Here is a 15,815-nt window from a genome sequence, read left to right as displayed (position 1 = left end):
GAGGCTCTGGCGTCCCGTCGAAGGAGCAGCTCATGGCCAACGTCGTACGCGCCGCTCTGGTCCAGGCCACCTGGACCGGCGACACCGAGTCCATGGTGGCGAAACACGAGGAACACGCCCGCGAGGCGGCCCGCCAGGGCGCCAAGATCATCGGGTTCCAGGAGGTGTTCAACGCCCCCTATTTCTGTCAGGTCCAGGAACCCGAGCACTACAGCTGGGCCGAGCCGGTGCCCGACGGGCCGACCGTGCGTCGTATGCAACAGCTCGCGCGCGAGACCGGCATGGTGATCGTCGTCCCGGTCTTCGAGATCGAGCAGGACGGCTTCTACTACAACACCGCGGCCGTGATCGACGCCGACGGCACGTTCCTCGGCAAGTACCGCAAGCACCACATCCCGCAGGTCAAGGGCTTCTGGGAGAAGTACTACTTCAGGCCGGGCAACGCGGGCTGGCCGGTCTTCGACACCGCCGTCGGCAAGGTCGGTGTCTACATCTGCTACGACCGCCACTTCCCCGAGGGCTGGCGTCAACTCGGGCTCAACGGCGCCCAGTTGGTCTACAACCCGTCGGCCACCTCGCGCGGCCTCTCCGCCTACCTCTGGCAGCTGGAGCAGCCGGCCGCCGCTGTCGCCAACGAATACTTCATCGCCGCGATCAACCGTGTGGGACAGGAGGAGTACGGGGACAACGACTTTTACGGGACGTCGTACTTCGTCAACCCGCGGGGCCAGTTCGTCGGCGACGTCGCCGGCGACAAGGACGAGGAACTCCTCGTGCGCGACCTGGACTTCGGGTTGATCGAGGAAGTTCGCCAGCAGTGGGCGTTCTACCGCGACCGGCGTCCCGACGCCTACGAAGGGTTGGTGCAGCCGTGACCAAGGACCTGCTGGGACGCCACCGGGACGTACTCCCCGACTGGCTCGCCCTGTACTACCAGGACCCGTTGGAGATCACGCACGGAGAGGGCCGGCACGTCTGGGACGCCGAGGGCAACAAGTACCTCGACTTCTTCGGCGGCATCCTCACCACGATGACCGCGCACGCGCTCCCCGAGGTCACCAAGGCGGTGAGCGAGCAGGCCGGGCGGATCATCCACTCGTCCACGCTCTACCTCAACCGGCCGATGGTCGAACTCGCCGAGCGTGTCGCCCAGTTGTCCGGCATCCCGGACGCCCGCGTCTTCTTCACCACCTCGGGCACCGAGGCCAACGACACCGCCCTGATGCTGGCGACGTCGTACCGGAAGAGCAATCAGATCCTGGCCATGCGCAACAGCTACCACGGCCGTTCCTTCAGCTCGGTCGGCATCACCGGCAACCGCGGCTGGTCCCCGACCTCGCTGTCCCCGCTCCAGACGCTGTACGTCCACGGCGGTGTTCGCACCCGCGGTCCCTACGCCGACCTGAACGACGCCGAGTTCATCGCGGCCTGCGTCGAGGACCTGAAGGACCTGCTCGGTCATGTCCGGCCGCCCGCCGCGCTGATCGCCGAACCGGTGCAGGGCGTCGGCGGGTTCACCTCTCCGCCAGACGGTCTGTACGCCGCCTTCCGCGAAGTCCTTGCCGAGCGGGGCGTGTTGTGGATCGCCGACGAGGTGCAGACCGGCTGGGGGCGCACCGGCGACCACTTCTGGGGCTGGCAGGCGCACGCGGAGAACGGTCCGCCGGACATCCTCACCTTCGCCAAGGGCATCGGCAACGGCATGTCCATCGGCGGTGTCGTCGCCCGCGCCGACATCATGAACTGCCTTGACTCCAACAGCATTTCGACCTTCGGTGGCACCCAGATCACCATGGCGGCCGGCCTCGCCAACCTCACCTATCTGCTGGAGCACGACCTCCAGGGCAACGCCCGCCGCGTCGGCGGCCTCCTCATCGAGCGGCTGCGGGCCGTCGTCGCACAGCATCCCGGCGTACGTGAAGTACGCGGGCGCGGGCTGATGATCGGCATCGAGCTGGTCAGGCCCGGCACGGACGAGGCCGACCCGGACGCGGCGTCCGCCGTGCTCGAAGCGGCCCGTGAGGGCGGCCTGTTGATCGGCAAGGGCGGCGGACACAACACCAGCGCCCTGCGCATCGCCCCGCCGCTGTCCCTGACCGTCGCGGAGGCCGAGGAGGGCGCCGCGATCCTCGAACAGGCTCTGAGGAGCACGCAGTAGGGCACACGCTGAACAAGGGAAGACCGTCATGAGCACCACCTTGGGAACCCTCGGAACCCTGGACCCCCTGGAGCCCGCCCTGTCGGTGCGCCAGGTCCTCGGCCTGGAACGGGTCCTCGCCGGGGAACCCGAGGTGGTGGCCGGCGCGAGCCAACTCGACCGGCCCGTGCGGTGGGTGCACGTCGCCGAGGCCGCCGACGTCGGCGTGATGCTGACCGGCGGCGAGATGGTCCTCACCACCGGCGTGCTCCTCGCCGGTGACGAGGCGGCGCAGGCCGAGTACATCCAGTCCCTGCACCGCGCGGAGGCCTCGGCCGTCGTACTCGGCCTGGGACGCGCCTTTCCCGCCCCGCCGGACGTGATGCGCCGCGCGGCCGAGCGGTGCGGGCTGCCCATGGTGGTGCTCCACCGGCCCTTCCCCTTCGCGGAGTTGACGGAAGAGGTCCAATCCCGGCTCGTACGGCGGAAGTTCGCCGCCGTGAGTCTCTCCGAGGCCGTACGGACCGCGCTCACCGGACTCATCACCGGCGGCGCCCCGCTGCAGAGCCTGCTCGACGAGGTCGCCGCGCACAGCGCCTGTCCCGTCGTCGTCACCAACCTCGCCCACCGCGTCCTCGCCACGGCGGGGGAGCGGTCGGCCGTGGACGACGTGCTGCGGGACTGGGAGCGGATCTCCCGGCAGGCCGGCGGCAGCGAGGGCGACGGCTGGATCCGCGCCGAGCTGGGCGGGCGAGGGGAACGCTGGGGCCAGATCATGCTGTGCGGCTACCGCGGCGACACCGCCACCGGCCGCCTCCTCGCCGACCGTGCCGCCGAGGCCCTCGTCCTGCACCGCATGCTCGGCGGCTCCGCCCACACCTGGGAGGAGCAGTCCGCGCAGAGCCTGCTGACCGACCTGGCGAGCGGTGTCGTACCGGCCCGCCAACTCCTGCCCCGCGCCCGCGCGGCCGGACTCCCGGTCAACCGGCGCACCTTCGTCCCGATGGTCGTACGCGACGGCGACACGGCCCAACTCGACCGGGTGCTACGGCTGTTGGGGCTTCCCGGACTGGTCGCGGAACTCGCCGACGGTGTCACCGCCGTGCTGCTCAGCCTCCCCCGCGACCAGGACGCGGACGCCCTCGCCGCGCACTTCGCGAGCCGACTGCGCACCGAGTCGAAGGCGTTGAAGGCGGTGGTGGCAGCCGCCGGGCAGCGCACCGTCTGGGACGACGTGCCCGCCGGTCTGCGCGAGGCACAGCACGTCGCCGACGCCGTGGCCGACTCCAGCGACGCCCTCGAACTCCCCGCCGTCGTACGCCTCAAGGACGTTCATCTGCGGGGCCTGATCCGGCTGTTGAGGGACGACCCGCAGGTGCAGTCGTTCGCAGAGCGGGAGTTGGACGGGCTGTTGTGCGCGGCCGACGAGGACCTCCTCGCCGTACTGCGCACGTATCTGGCCACCGGCCGCAACAAGTCGCGCACCGCGCAGCTCCACCATGTGTCGCGGCCCGCGCTGTACCGCCGGCTGGAGGCGATAGAGGGGCGGCTCGGGGTCGACCTCGACGACTTCGAGCAGGCCGCATCGGTGCACATCGCGCTCCTCGCGCACGACGCGCAACAGGGGTGAAACATGGGACTACCTGGGAAAACGGCGGTGAAACATGCGCCCACGCGAGGGTGACACCGTGGAACGCCGCGCGCCCGCAGACGTGACACCGTGCACCTCAAACCCGACTTCAGGGCTTCCTAAGCTCCTCGCACACCTAGCGACCGGAGGTCCCGATGAGCACAGTGATTCGTGCCGCTCTCTTCCAGACAGCCTGGACGGGCGACAAGGAGTCCATGATCCAGGTACACGAGCAGGCGGTCCGCGACGCGGCCGCGCAGGGTGCTCAAGTCCTGTGCTTCCAGGAGCTGTTCTACGGACCGTACTTCTGCCAGGTCCAGGACAAGGCGTTCTACGAGTACGCCGAGGCGATCCCGGACGGCCCGATCGTCAAGCGCTTCCAGGCGCTCGCCAAGGAGCACGGCATCGTCCTGGTCCTGCCGATGTACGAGGAGGAGCAGCCCGGCGTCCTCTACAACACGGCCGCCGTGATCGACGCGGACGGCTCCTACCTGGGCAAGTACCGCAAGCACCACATCCCCCAAGTCCCCGGATTCTGGGAGAAGTTCTACTTCCGCCCGGGCAACAGCGGCTGGCCCATCTTCGACACCAAGGTCGGCAAGATCGGCGTCTACATCTGCTACGACCGGCACTTCCCGGAGGGCTGGCGTGCGCTGGGCCTCGCGGGTGCGGAGATCGTCTTCAACCCGTCGGCGACCTCGCGCGGCCTGTCCGCCTACCTCTGGCAGCTGGAGCAGCCCGCTGCGGCCGCCGCCAACGAGTACTTCGTCGGCGCCATCAACCGTGTGGGCGTAGAGGAGCTGGGCGACAACGACTTCTACGGCACGACCTACTTCGTCGACCCGGAAGCCCAGTTCGTCGGCGAGGTGGCCAGCGACAAGGAGCCCGAACTGGTCGTCCGCGACCTCGACTTGGCGAAGTTGCGAGAGGTCCGAGACCGCTGGCAGTTCTACCGCGACCGCCGCCCGGACGCGTACGGCCCCCTGACCGCCCCGTAAAACACGCATGGCACCCGCGCCCCTGTCTTTTAGGGGCGCGGGGCAGCGTCCATTAGCGGCTTCGCCGCGGGGCGCGCCCAGCCCCCACCGACCCGCACCCGACCACAACCCAGCGGAGTCAATCGATGAGCACCCGTACCGTAATCCGCGGCGGCCTAGTCATCACCGCGTCCGACGAACTCCACGCCGACGTCCTGATCGAGGACGGCCGCATCGCCGCCCTCGCCACCTCCGGCACCGCCGTCGCCGAGGGCTGGACCGCCGAGAGGGCCATCGACGCCACCGGGAAGTACGTCATCCCCGGCGGAGTCGACGCCCACACCCACATGGAGATGCCGTTCGGCGGCACCAAGGCGGCCGACACCTTCGAGACCGGCACCCGGGCCGCCGCCTGGGGCGGTACGACGACCATCGTCGACTTCGCGATCCAGAGCGTCGGCGGAGCCCTCCGCGAGGGCCTCGACGCCTGGCACGCCAAGGCCGAGGGCAACTGCGCCGTCGACTACGGCTTCCACATGATCGTCTCCGACGTCAACGAGGACACCCTCAAGGAGATGGACCTGCTGGTGCAGGAGGGCGTCACCTCCTTCAAGCAGTTCATGGCCTACCCGGGCGTCTTCTACAGCGACGACGGCCAGATCCTCCGCGCCATGCAACGCGCCGCCGACAACGGCGGGTTGATCATGATGCACGCCGAGAACGGCATCGCGATCGACGTCCTCGTCGAGCAGGCGCTGGCCCGCGGCGAGCGGGACCCCCGCTACCACGGCGAGGTCCGCAAGGCCCTCCTCGAAGCCGAGGCCACCCACCGCGCGATCAAGCTCGCGCAGGTCGCCGGCGCGCCCCTCTACGTCGTGCACGTCTCCGCGATGGAGGCCGTCGCCGAGCTGGCCAAGGCACGCGACGAGGGTCTCCCCGTCTTCGGCGAGACCTGTCCGCAGTACCTGTTCCTGTCGACGGACAACCTCGCCGAGCCCGACTTCGAGGGCGCGAAGTACGTGTGCAGCACGCCCCTTCGGCCGAAGGAACACCAGGCCAAGCTCTGGCAGGGCCTGCGCACCAACGACCTCCAGGTCGTCTCCACCGACCACTGCCCCTTCTGCTTCGTGGGCCAGAAGGAGCTGGGACGCGGGGACTTCTCGAAGATCCCCAACGGCATGCCCGGCGTGGAGAACCGCATGGACCTGCTTCACCAGGGCGTCGTCGACGGCCACATCAGCCGCCGCCGCTGGATCGAGATCGCCTGCGCCTCCCCGGCGCGGATGTTCGGCCTCTACCCGAAGAAGGGCACCATCGCCCCGGGCGCCGACGCCGACGTCGTCATCTACGACCCGCACGCCGAGCAGACAGTCTCCGCCGAGACCCACCACATGAACGTCGACTACTCGGCGTACGAGGGCAAGCGCCTCACCGGCCGCGTCGAGACCGTCCTCTCGCGCGGCGAACTCGTCATCACCGAGCGGGAGTACACCGGGCACGCGGGCCACGGCGTCTACACCCCGCGCTCCACCAGTCAGTACCTCAACTAGGAGTGGCGCACATGGACTTCGGACTCGTCCTGCAGACCGACCCGCCGGCCTCGCGGGTCATCAGCCTGATGAAGCGCGCCGAGCGCAACGGCTTCACCTACGGCTGGACCTTCGACTCCGCCGTGCTCTGGCAGGAGCCGTTCGTGATCTACAGTCAGATCCTGGCCAACACCACGAAGTTGACGGTCGGCCCGATGGTCACCAACCCGGGCACCCGCACCTGGGAGGTCACCGCCTCCACCTTCGCCACCCTGAACGACATGTTCGGCAACCGCACGGTCTGCGGTATCGGCCGCGGTGACTCCGCGATGCGGGTGGCGGGCCGAACTCCCAACACCCTGGCCCGGATCAGCGAGGCCATGAAGGTCATCAGGGCGCTCGGCTCCGGCCAGGAGGCGGACCTCGGCGGCACGGTCATCAAGTTCCCCTGGGCCAAGGAGGACGCCCAACTCCCGGTCTGGATGGCCGCGTACGGCCCCAAGGCGCTGAAGATGACCGGCGAGGAGGCCGACGGCTTCATCCTCCAGCTCTCGGACCTCTACCTCACCGAGTACATGGTCAAGGCCGTGAAGGACGCGGCCGTAGCGGCCGGGCGTGACCCGTCCGAGGTCAAGATCTGTGTCGCCGCCCCGGCCTACGTCACCGAGGACGACTCGCCCGAGGCGCTCGCCCACGCGCGCGACCAGTGCCGCTGGTTCGGCGGCATGGTCGGCAACCACGTCGCGGACCTCGTCTCCAAGTACGGCGCGCACTCCGCCGCCGTACCCGAGGAGCTCACGGATTACATCAAGGCCCGTGAGGGGTACGACTATTCGCACCACGGTCGCTCCGACAACCCCGACACGGCCTTCGTGCCCGACGAGATCGTCGACCGGTTCTGCATCATCGGATCCGCCGAGAAGCAGATCGAAAAGCTCAACGCCTTGAAGGAGTTGGGCGTCGACCAGTTCGCCGTCTACGACATGCACGACGCGCAGGAAGCGACGATCGACGCGTACGGGTCGAAGATCATTCCGGCCGTCAACGCCTGACGCACACCCGTACCACCGCTCAACTCCCCGTCCCCCCACTCCAGTTCTCCCCCTCCCCACCGTCCTGGGGAGGGGGGCCGGAGCCCCCGCACGGCCTTTCCGGATCCGCCCCTCGTTTGATTGGCCTGCCCATGACCGACACCGCTCCCACGGCCATACCGCCGACCGCTCAAGTCACCCTCGCCGACGGGCGGGTGGAGCTCGCCCCGGGGTCTCCGCTGCCCAGCGGGCCGTACGCCAACGACGATCTGCTGCCGGTTCCCGTCGAGAAGCGCACCTGGACCACGTACAACTTCTCCGCGCTCTGGGTCGGCATGGCCCACAACACGGCTTCCTGGACGCTCGCTTCGGGTCTCATCGCCGTCGGCATGGACTGGAAGCAGGCGGTGTTCACCATCGCCCTGGCCAACCTGATCGTGCTCGTGCCCATGCTGCTCACCGGGCACGCGGGACCGAAGTACGGCATCCCCTTCCCGGTCTTCGCGCGTGCCTCGTTCGGCGTGCGCGGCGCCAACCTCCCTGCCGTAGTAAGGGCGTTGGTGGCCTGCGGCTGGTTCGGCATCCAGACCTGGATCGGCGGTGAGGCGATCTACTTCCTCGCCGGCAAACTGATCGGGGACAGTTGGGCCAACGCCTCGCACATCGGCGGGTACGCCTGGACGATGTGGTTGTCGTTCGCACTGTTCTGGGTGCTTCAAGTGGCCATCATCTACCGGGGTATGGAGACGATCCGTCGCTTCGAGAACTGGGCGGCGCCCTTCGTGCTCGTCGGCGCGTTCGTGATGCTGTGGTGGATGAGCGACAAGGCCGGCGGCTTCGGCCCGCTCTTCGACCAGCCGTCCAAGCTCGGTTGGGGCGGCAGCTTCTGGAAGCTGTTCTGGCCCTCGCTGATGGGCATGATCGGCTTCTGGTCCACGCTGTCCCTGAACATCCCGGACTTCACCCGCTACGGCAAGAGCCAGAAGGCCCAGACCTGGGGACAGGCGCTCGGTCTGCCGACCACGATGACCTTGTTCGCGTTCCTGTCGGTGATGGTCACCTCCGGTTCGCAGGCGGTCTACGGCACGGCGATCTGGGACCCGGTGCAGCTGGCGGCGAAGACGGACAACGTCGTAGGCCTGCTCTACGCGTTGGTGACCGTACTGGTCGCGACCCTGTCCGTGAACATCGCGGCCAACCTGGTCTCGCCCGCCTTCGACTTCTCCAACATCGCGCCCCGGAAGATCAGTTTCCGCACCGGCGCCCTAGTGACCAGCGTCCTCGCGGTGCTGATCTTCCCGTGGAAGCTGTACTCCGACCCGCAGGGCTACATCTTCACCTGGCTCGGCCTGGTCGGCGGTCTGCTCGGCACGGTCGCCGGCATCCTCATCGCCGACTACTGGATCCTGCGCCGCGGCAAGCTCGACCTCGCCGACCTGTACCGCAAGGGCGGCCGCTACTGGTACGACGGCGGCTGGAACTGGCGGGCGGTCGTCGCCTTCGTGGTGGGTGGCGTCCTCGCCGTCGGCGGCGCCGACTTCCACCCGCTGATCGACGGCCGGCCCATCCCGGCCCTGTCGTCGCTCGCCGACTACGGCTGGGCCGTGGGCCTGGGCACGTCGATGGTGCTCTACGTAGTGCTCACCTTGCTGACCGGGAAGCAGACGGCACCGGTGGCGGAAGCGGTACCGGAGACCGTCGAGGCGTAGCATCCGCGCACCTGGGGGCGGTCGGGGCTAGCTGGCCCTGCCGCCCTCCAGTGCGGTCACCGCCTCCTTGGCGGCCTTGATCGCACCCTTGTTGATGACGTCCGTACTCGGCGCCTTCTTGTTCTCGAAGTCGCTGCCGTTGTACGTGATGGTCACCAACGCGTTGCCTGCGCGGACGACGACCGTGCCCTCACGCGTCTGCTGCTTGTCCTCCGTGGTGAGGTTCACGATGGAGTAGGCCTGGTCGCCGAGTCCGGGGACCGCGCCGCCGCCGCTCTTCTCCGTAGTCGTCTCGGTGTACGACTTCTGTGCCGCCGCGTCCGATTCCGTGATCTCGTACGACACGTCGAGCCAGCGGTAGTCGTACCCCTTGAGCGCGTTCCACGAGCAGGTGCGGCGCACCTTCGTGTCCGTCGACGGGATCTCCTTGCCGGCCGTCTTCGCGCCCGGCACCAGCGACTTGATCGTGGCCACCGCCACACTTCCGCACGGAGCGGGGGAGGTGGAGTACGCCTTGACCACGGGCGCCGTCGACGGAGCGGAGGCCCCGGACGAGGCATCGGCCTCGGGCGTCGACTTGTGGTCGGCGGTCGTCGTCGCGGCGAACGGCCCGGACGTCAGAGCCCAGCCCATCGCGGCGAGCACGACGACCGGCGACAGACGCGCGGTGAGAGCGAGCGGCAGAGGAAGAGAACGCAAGTCGCACTTCTCGTGGGGGATCAGGTGCGGAGCGAGTCCGCACTGCGGACGGGGACGGCCAGTGTCACATGACTCCCTGTGAGGCGGAAGTGTGAACTCGCTCCGTGCCTGTGCGGTGACACAGCCTCACTGTCGACGGGTTGTGTGTCCCCTTATGTCCGCGCCTCAGGCGTGAGTGGCGGCCACGCGCATCGTCGTCTCGATCCGTTCGACGGCGGCGAACGCCCCGTACGCGACGAGCCGCACCAGGCTCGCGTCCCCGCGCCCCGGCCCGCGCCAGGCGGCCACGTCCTCGTCCGTGATCCGGTACGGCGCGAGCGCGGCCAGCACCGCGAGCCGCGCCGCCGGCCGCTCCCGCCGATTCGGGAAGCCGCGCAGCACGACCGGCGGATGCGACCCGTCCCAGGCCCACAGCGTCTCCCGCACGAGCGTCCGGTCGTCGGCGTCGAGCAGGTCGGCGCCCGCGAGCGCGGCCGTACGGAGGGCGTCGTAGGCCGGGCCCACGGGGGTTCCGGCCGCCCAGTCCGGGCCGGGTCCCGGGGCGTCGAGCAGGGGCAGCGCCGCTCCCGGTACGGCGGTCCGGCGCACGGTGCGGGCGACGGTCCGCCCCGCGAGGCTCCGTACCGCCCGGAACCGCTGGGCGTTGCCCGGTAGAAGCTGTTCGGTCAGCAGGGCCGACACGATGCGGTTGATGAAGTGGAAGGCGAGGGCGGTGCCCAGGTAGGCGGGCGCCTGTTCACGCGGGAACGGGTACGGCGTCAGGGCCGCGCCCGGGACCCGCGTCCGGCGGCCCCAGTCGAGCACGCGCGCGTGCTCCTCGTTCTCCGGGGTGCCGCCCCGGGCCAGGTGCTCGGCGAGGGCGTGGTCGCCGGTGGCGTGCAGCAGGACGGTGTGCGCGTCCGCGCAGAACGGGCACTTGTTGGCGAGCGAGACACCGAGCGCGGCCAGCTCCTTGCCGGTGCGGCTGCCGGCGCCCGCGATCAGCGACTCGCGCATCAACGCCCAGGCGGGCGCGAGGAGTTCGGGTGCGGAGGACAGGACCACGAAGGTCGGGGGCCGTTCGATGCCGAAGTCGACGGCGATCTGCTCGAGGACCTCGGAGGTGCGGCCGGTGGCCGACTTGGGCGACGGGGGCCGGGTGTGCCGGAAGGGTGTGGGCATGGCAGCAGCGTGCGCGGCCCGGGTGGTCCGGGTCGTCGTACGGGCGAAGGCAGTTGGGGCTACGACGGGGAGGTCCGGGGCGGCGCGGAGTACTGCAGGGGGAGTAGTGCGGGAGTTGTCCACAGGGCTGACGCCCGTGTCGGCGCGGCGGTCTAGTGTGCGGACATGAGCGGGTTCCCGGTCGATGTGACCCCACGCAGGCGTTTCGCCGACGCGTCCCTAGCGGTCGTGATCGGTGCCCTTGTCGTGGTCGTCGCGGCCTTCGACGCGGACACGACCGCCCTCGACTACGTGCTGATGGCCCTCGCCTCGGCGGCCCTGGCGTTCTATCAGACGGCTCCGCGAGCGGTCCTCGCCGTGACCGCGGCGGCGGAGGTGGCCTACGTCCTGCACGCCCACCCGGGGCCGGTCGCCGGTCTGCCCGTCTTCGCCGCCATGCACACGGCGGCCCGCGCGGGACACCGCGGTACGGCGGCCGCGGGCGGCGGGGTGTTCCTGGTGGCGTACTTCGCGACCGGGCCGACGACCCAGCAGGTGGTCGAGCGGACCGCGCTGCTGGCCGGCTGGTTCCTGTGCGCGGTGGTCACCGGCCTCGCCGACCGCAACTGGCGGGCGTATCTGCGCCAGACCGAGCAGCGGGCCCTGGAGGCCGAACGCACCCGCGAGGAGGCCGCGTTGCGGCGCGCGGGTGAGGAACGCCTGCGGATAGCGCGGGAGTTGCACGACTCCCTCACCCACAGCATCTCGATCGTCAAGCTCCAGGCGGGAGTTGCCGTCCATCTCGCCCGCAAGCGCGGCGAGGAGGTGCCGCCCGCGCTGCTCGCCATCCAGGAGGCGGGCGGCGAGGCGATGCGTGAACTGCGGGCCACCCTGGAGATCCTGCGCACCACCGAGGAGCCCACCGGCACCCCCGCGCTGCTCGTGGAGCGGGCCTGCGCGGCGGGCCTCGCCGTCGAACTCGCGGTCACCGGAGACGAACGCCCCCTCGCCGCGACGGTCGACCGCGCGGTGTACCGCATCGTCCAGGAGGCCCTCACCAACGCGGCCCGGCACGCGGGACCGGCGAAGATCAACGTCCAACTCGACTACGGGGACGTCGACTTGACGATACGGGTGGAGGACGACGGAGCGGCCGACCCCGACTGTCCGCCGAAGCCCGGCATCGGCCTCACGGGCATGCGCGAGCGCGTCACCGCGTTGGGCGGCACGTTGCACACCGCCCCGCGCGCGGAGGGCGGCTTCTCGGTCCGGGCCGAACTGCCGCTGGGGGAGACGGGATGATCCGGGTCGCGGTCGTCGACGACCAGGCGCTGATGCGCGCGGGCTTCCGCGCCCTCCTCGACGCCGAGGACGGCATCGAGGTCGTCGGCGAGGCGGCCGACGGCGAGCAGGGCGTGGCCCTCGTCCGCGCGCAGCTCCCCGACATCGCGCTGATCGACGTACAGATGCCGGTGATGACGGGCATCGAGGCCACCCGCCGCATCGCCGCCGACCCGTCCCTCACCTCGGTCCGGGTCGTCATCCTCACCAACTACGGCCTGGACGAGTACGTCTTCGAGGCGCTGCGCGCGGGTGCCAGCGGTTTCCTCCTCAAGGACACCGACCCGGCGGACCTGCTCCAGGCGATCGAGATCGTCGCGGGCGGCGAGGCTCTCCTGTCCCCGGCCGTCACCCGCACCCTCATCGGCGAGTTCGTCTCCCGTCCCCCGGACCGCTCCACCGTGCACGGTCTGGAACACCTCACCCGCCGCGAACGCGAGGTCACCGCGCTGGCCGCCCGCGGTCTCACCAACGAGGAGATCGCCGCCCACATGGTGATCAGCCCGTTCACGGCGAAGACCCACATCAGCCGGGCGATGACCAAACTCGCGGCCCGGGACCGGGCCCAACTCGTGGTGTTCGCCTACGAGTCGGGCCTCGTGACGGCACGCGCACCGGAATCCCGTTGCGAGCCGGACACGCCGGATCGCACCCTGGGGCGATGACCGAGACCACACGCGCGCAAGACCCCGCCGTCCGTGTTCGCGAGGAGATCCTCGCCTACTACGCCCAGGGCAAGGAGGACGGCCGCCTCAGACAGGGCTCCGACCGACTGGAGTTCTGGCGCACCCAGGACGTGTTGCGGCGCCTGCTGCCGACGGCTCCCGCGAAGGTGCTGGACGTCGGCGGAGGTAGTGGCATCCACGCCGAGTGGCTCGCGCGGGACGGGTACGAGGTCGAACTCGTCGACCCTGTACCGCTGCACGTGGAGCAGGCGGGCCGGCTGCCGGGGGTCACCGCCCGCGCCGGGGACGCCAGGGCACTGTCCGCCCAAGACGCCGCATACGACGTGGTGTTGCTGCTCGGGCCGCTGTACCACCTGCCCGAACGGGCGGACCGCGTAAGGGCGTTGAGCGAGGCGTGTCGGGTGGTGCGGCCGGGCGGTCTGGTGGTCGCGGTGACCATCAACCGGTTCGCGGGACTGCACGACATACTCAGGCAGGAGCTGTACTTCACCGAACCGCACCGCACGCGGATCGACCGCGAGATGGAGGAGGGCCGCCACGACTCCGAGGACGGCGGCCACTTCACGACCGCCTACTTCGCCCAACCCCACGAAGCCCCCAAGGAGTTCACGGAGACCGGTCTGACCGTCGAGGGCCAGTACGGCCTCGAAGGCGTCGCCTGGCTGATGGGCGGCATCGAGGACTGGCTGGACGACCCGGACCGCCGCGAGGCCGTCCTGACGGCCACCCGCCACATCGAGTCCGAGCCCACCCTGCTCGGCACCAGCGGCCATCTGCTGACGGCGGGCAGGCGCCGGGACTAGTGGGGCGTGTGGTGTTGGGGGAGCGTTCGGCAGCCGGTACCCGGCGCGCAAGCCCGCCGTACCGGAGTCGTCCGTAGCGTGACGCCGTTCTTCTACTCGGCATTGGAGCGGACATGGACAGCTCTCCCACGGGTGACAGAGGCCTCGACGACCACGAGCGGCACGCGGCGGGCTGTGAGTGCCCCCGCACCGCGGACCTCGACGGCGACGGCGTCGCCGCGTCGAGCCGCCGTACGTTCCTGCACCGGGCCGGTGCGCTCGGCGCGGGAACGGCCGCCGCTGGGCTGCTGGGCGCGGCTCCCGCGTACGCGGAAAGGGGCGAGGGTGATCCGTACGGGCAGACAACGATGTCACCGGCGCCGCGCGGGAGTTGGGACCCCGATCCGGACAACCCCCGGTTCACCGTCGTCGTGATGCCCGACACGCAGTACATGTTCGACCAGGACCGCATCCACCCGGTGCCGATGGAGGCGTCGTTCCGCTACGTCCTCGATCCGGCGGGGCGCGCGGGCGGCAACGACGAGAACATCGTCTTCCTCGCGCACCTCGGCGACGTGACGCAGAACGGGCTCGCCGGGGAGTACGCGGCGGTCACCAAGGTGTTCGACATGCTGGACCGCGCGGGCGCCTCGTACGGCGTGCTGGCCGGCAACCACGACGTCTCCGCCGACGACCAGCGGGGCCGTACCCCCTACTTGGACACCTTCAGCCCGGCGCGGGCCAGGAAGACGCCCGGCTACCACTCCTCCAGCCCCGACGGCTACAACACCGCGCACATCTTCCGTGCGGGCGGCCGGAGTTGGATGCTGTTGTCGCTCGACTGGCGTCTGTCGGCGAAGGGTTTCGCGTGGGCCAACGCCGTCATCGCCGAGAATCCGACGCTGCCGGTCATCGTCACCACGCACGAGATCGTCGGCTCGGACGAGGACGGCGTCGCCGAACTGTCCGACTACGGACAGCAGTTGTGGGACGGCCTGATCAAGGACAACGACCAGATCTTCCTCACCCTCAACGGCCACTACTGGCCGCCCGGCAGCACGGTGCTGAAGAACAGCGCGGGGAACGACGTCCACCTGCACATCACCAACTACCAGGACCGCTACTACGGCGGCGCGGGCATGATCCGCTCCTACCGCTTCGACCTCGACCGGGGCATGATCGACGTCGCGACCTTCTCGCCGTGGATCCGGGAACTGGCTGAGCAGGGCGAGTTGAACGCCCTCGCGGCGAAGGAGCTCGAACTCACGTCGAAGGTCGACTACTTCTCGATGGAGATCGACTTCGAGAAGCGCTTCGCCGGATTCGCGCCGGTCCCGCCGCGCAAGTCCCGCCCCGCGCGCCGGATGCTGCTGCCGGGCACGCTGGCGTACTGGCGGTTCGACGAGGCCGGTACGGCGGGCAGCGATGTCGCCTCCGGCACGGTCGTCAAGGACCGGGCGGGCCACGGCAACGACCTCGTCCTGAAGACCGTCCCCGGCACCCCGGCGCACGCGCTCACCTGGACCGGCGACCACCACCCGGACCAACCCGCCCACGCGGGGCTGGTGTTCGCGGGTCAGGGCAACCCGGTCAGCGGCGCGTACCTCCAGACCGTCGACCGGGCACCGCTCAACCGCGAGACCTTCGACCGCGGTTTCACCTTCGAGGTCTTCTTCAAGGTCCCGGCCGACTGGGACGGCGGCCGCAACGGCTGGTCCTCGATGCTCAGCCGTGCGGGCACGGCAGCACAGGCCGGCAAGAACGGCCCCTCCGCCACCGCCGACGAACCCGTCCTGACCATCAGCCTGTCCAGCTCCATCGAACTCCAGTGGAACGCCTACCCGCTCAACCAGAACGGCGCCACGACCGCCTGGAGCCACCTCCTCCAGCAGGAGGAGTGGTGGCACGTCGCCGTCGCCAACGACGGCCGCATCAGCAAGCTCTACGTCAACGGCTGCGAGGAGGGCCGCAACCCGACCAGCACGGCGGTCGGCCTGACCACCCTCAACATGCCGTTCCTGCTGGGCGGTTACCAGTGGGCGGGCGCGGTCAGCCAGGTCTTCCACGGGACCATCGGCGACGTCCGGATCAGCAACCGGGCGCTGAAGCCGAGCCAGTTCATGAACGCCTAGGTTCCCTGGATTCCGCCGTTCT

Annotated in this window: 13 protein-coding genes; 11 read left to right on the top strand and 2 right to left on the bottom strand. The window is 69.9% G+C overall.

Annotated features, from left to right (window positions below):
* The first annotated feature begins 32 nt into the window (after positions 1–32).
* From OG504_RS12220 to OG504_RS12190, 7 genes are all read left to right on the top strand, one after another.
* On the top strand, positions 33–875 hold the full coding sequence (locus OG504_RS12220; RefSeq protein ID WP_405989839.1) for a nitrilase-related carbon-nitrogen hydrolase: 843 nt from the start codon (positions 33–35) through the stop codon (positions 873–875).
* Positions 872–2,158, top strand: coding sequence for an aspartate aminotransferase family protein (locus OG504_RS12215; RefSeq protein WP_366493781.1), 1,287 nt, complete (start codon positions 872–874; stop codon positions 2,156–2,158). Before OG504_RS12220 ends, OG504_RS12215 begins: the two co-directional genes overlap by 4 nt.
* Positions 2,159–2,186: 28 nt before the next feature.
* Entirely contained in the window at positions 2,187–3,767 is a 1,581-nt protein-coding gene (locus OG504_RS12210) for a PucR family transcriptional regulator (protein WP_405989838.1), read from the top strand.
* Between the two features lie 155 nt (positions 3,768–3,922).
* Positions 3,923–4,765 (top strand): nitrilase-related carbon-nitrogen hydrolase, encoded by an 843-nt coding sequence (locus tag OG504_RS12205; RefSeq protein WP_019071248.1) that lies wholly within the window; start codon positions 3,923–3,925, stop codon positions 4,763–4,765.
* A gap of 125 nt (positions 4,766–4,890) precedes the next feature.
* Positions 4,891–6,294 carry a dihydropyrimidinase gene (gene hydA / locus OG504_RS12200; RefSeq protein ID WP_405989837.1) on the top strand — a complete coding sequence of 468 codons (1,404 nt, stop codon included), beginning with the start codon at positions 4,891–4,893 and terminating at the stop codon, positions 6,292–6,294.
* 11 nt (positions 6,295–6,305) lie between these two features.
* Positions 6,306–7,325: a TIGR03842 family LLM class F420-dependent oxidoreductase gene (locus OG504_RS12195; RefSeq protein ID WP_405989836.1), complete on the top strand. Its 1,020-nt coding sequence runs from the start codon at positions 6,306–6,308 to the stop codon at positions 7,323–7,325.
* A 131-nt stretch (positions 7,326–7,456) separates the two neighbouring features.
* Positions 7,457–9,013, top strand: coding sequence for an NCS1 family nucleobase:cation symporter-1 (locus tag OG504_RS12190; protein ID WP_405989835.1), 1,557 nt, complete (start codon positions 7,457–7,459; stop codon positions 9,011–9,013).
* Positions 9,014–9,040: 27 nt separating this feature from the next.
* Here OG504_RS12190 and OG504_RS12185 read toward each other — a convergent pair whose 3' ends face one another.
* Positions 9,041–9,712 (bottom strand): hypothetical protein, encoded by a 672-nt coding sequence (locus OG504_RS12185; protein WP_405989834.1) that lies wholly within the window; start codon positions 9,710–9,712, stop codon positions 9,041–9,043.
* A 165-nt stretch (positions 9,713–9,877) separates the two neighbouring features.
* Positions 9,878–10,873, bottom strand: a complete 996-nt coding sequence (locus OG504_RS12180; RefSeq protein ID WP_405989833.1) for a carboxymuconolactone decarboxylase family protein — start codon at positions 10,871–10,873, stop codon at positions 9,878–9,880.
* A gap of 165 nt (positions 10,874–11,038) precedes the next feature.
* On the opposite strand from OG504_RS12180, the gene OG504_RS12175 reads away from it, so the two are divergent.
* The 4 genes from OG504_RS12175 to OG504_RS12160 all read left to right on the top strand — a co-directional run bounded on the left by OG504_RS12175 (position 11,039) and on the right by OG504_RS12160 (position 15,793).
* Complete coding sequence (locus tag OG504_RS12175; RefSeq protein ID WP_405989832.1) at positions 11,039–12,154, top strand: sensor histidine kinase; 1,116 nt, start codon at positions 11,039–11,041, stop codon at positions 12,152–12,154.
* Positions 12,151–12,858, top strand: a complete 708-nt coding sequence (locus OG504_RS12170; protein WP_405989831.1) for a response regulator — start codon at positions 12,151–12,153, stop codon at positions 12,856–12,858. Before OG504_RS12175 ends, OG504_RS12170 begins: the two co-directional genes overlap by 4 nt.
* On the top strand, positions 12,855–13,682 hold the full coding sequence (locus OG504_RS12165) for a class I SAM-dependent methyltransferase (RefSeq protein WP_405989830.1): 828 nt from the start codon (positions 12,855–12,857) through the stop codon (positions 13,680–13,682). The genes OG504_RS12170 and OG504_RS12165 overlap by 4 nt, the downstream gene beginning before the upstream one ends.
* 113 nt (positions 13,683–13,795) lie before the next feature.
* Positions 13,796–15,793, top strand: a complete 1,998-nt coding sequence (locus tag OG504_RS12160; RefSeq protein WP_405989829.1) for a LamG-like jellyroll fold domain-containing protein — start codon at positions 13,796–13,798, stop codon at positions 15,791–15,793.
* Positions 15,794–15,815: the final 22 nt, after the last annotated feature.

This window comes from Streptomyces sp. NBC_00986 (assembly GCF_045162565.1).
GTDB lineage: Bacteria > Actinomycetota > Actinomycetes > Streptomycetales > Streptomycetaceae > Streptomyces.
This window is presented reverse-complemented; position numbering and strand designations above follow the sequence as displayed.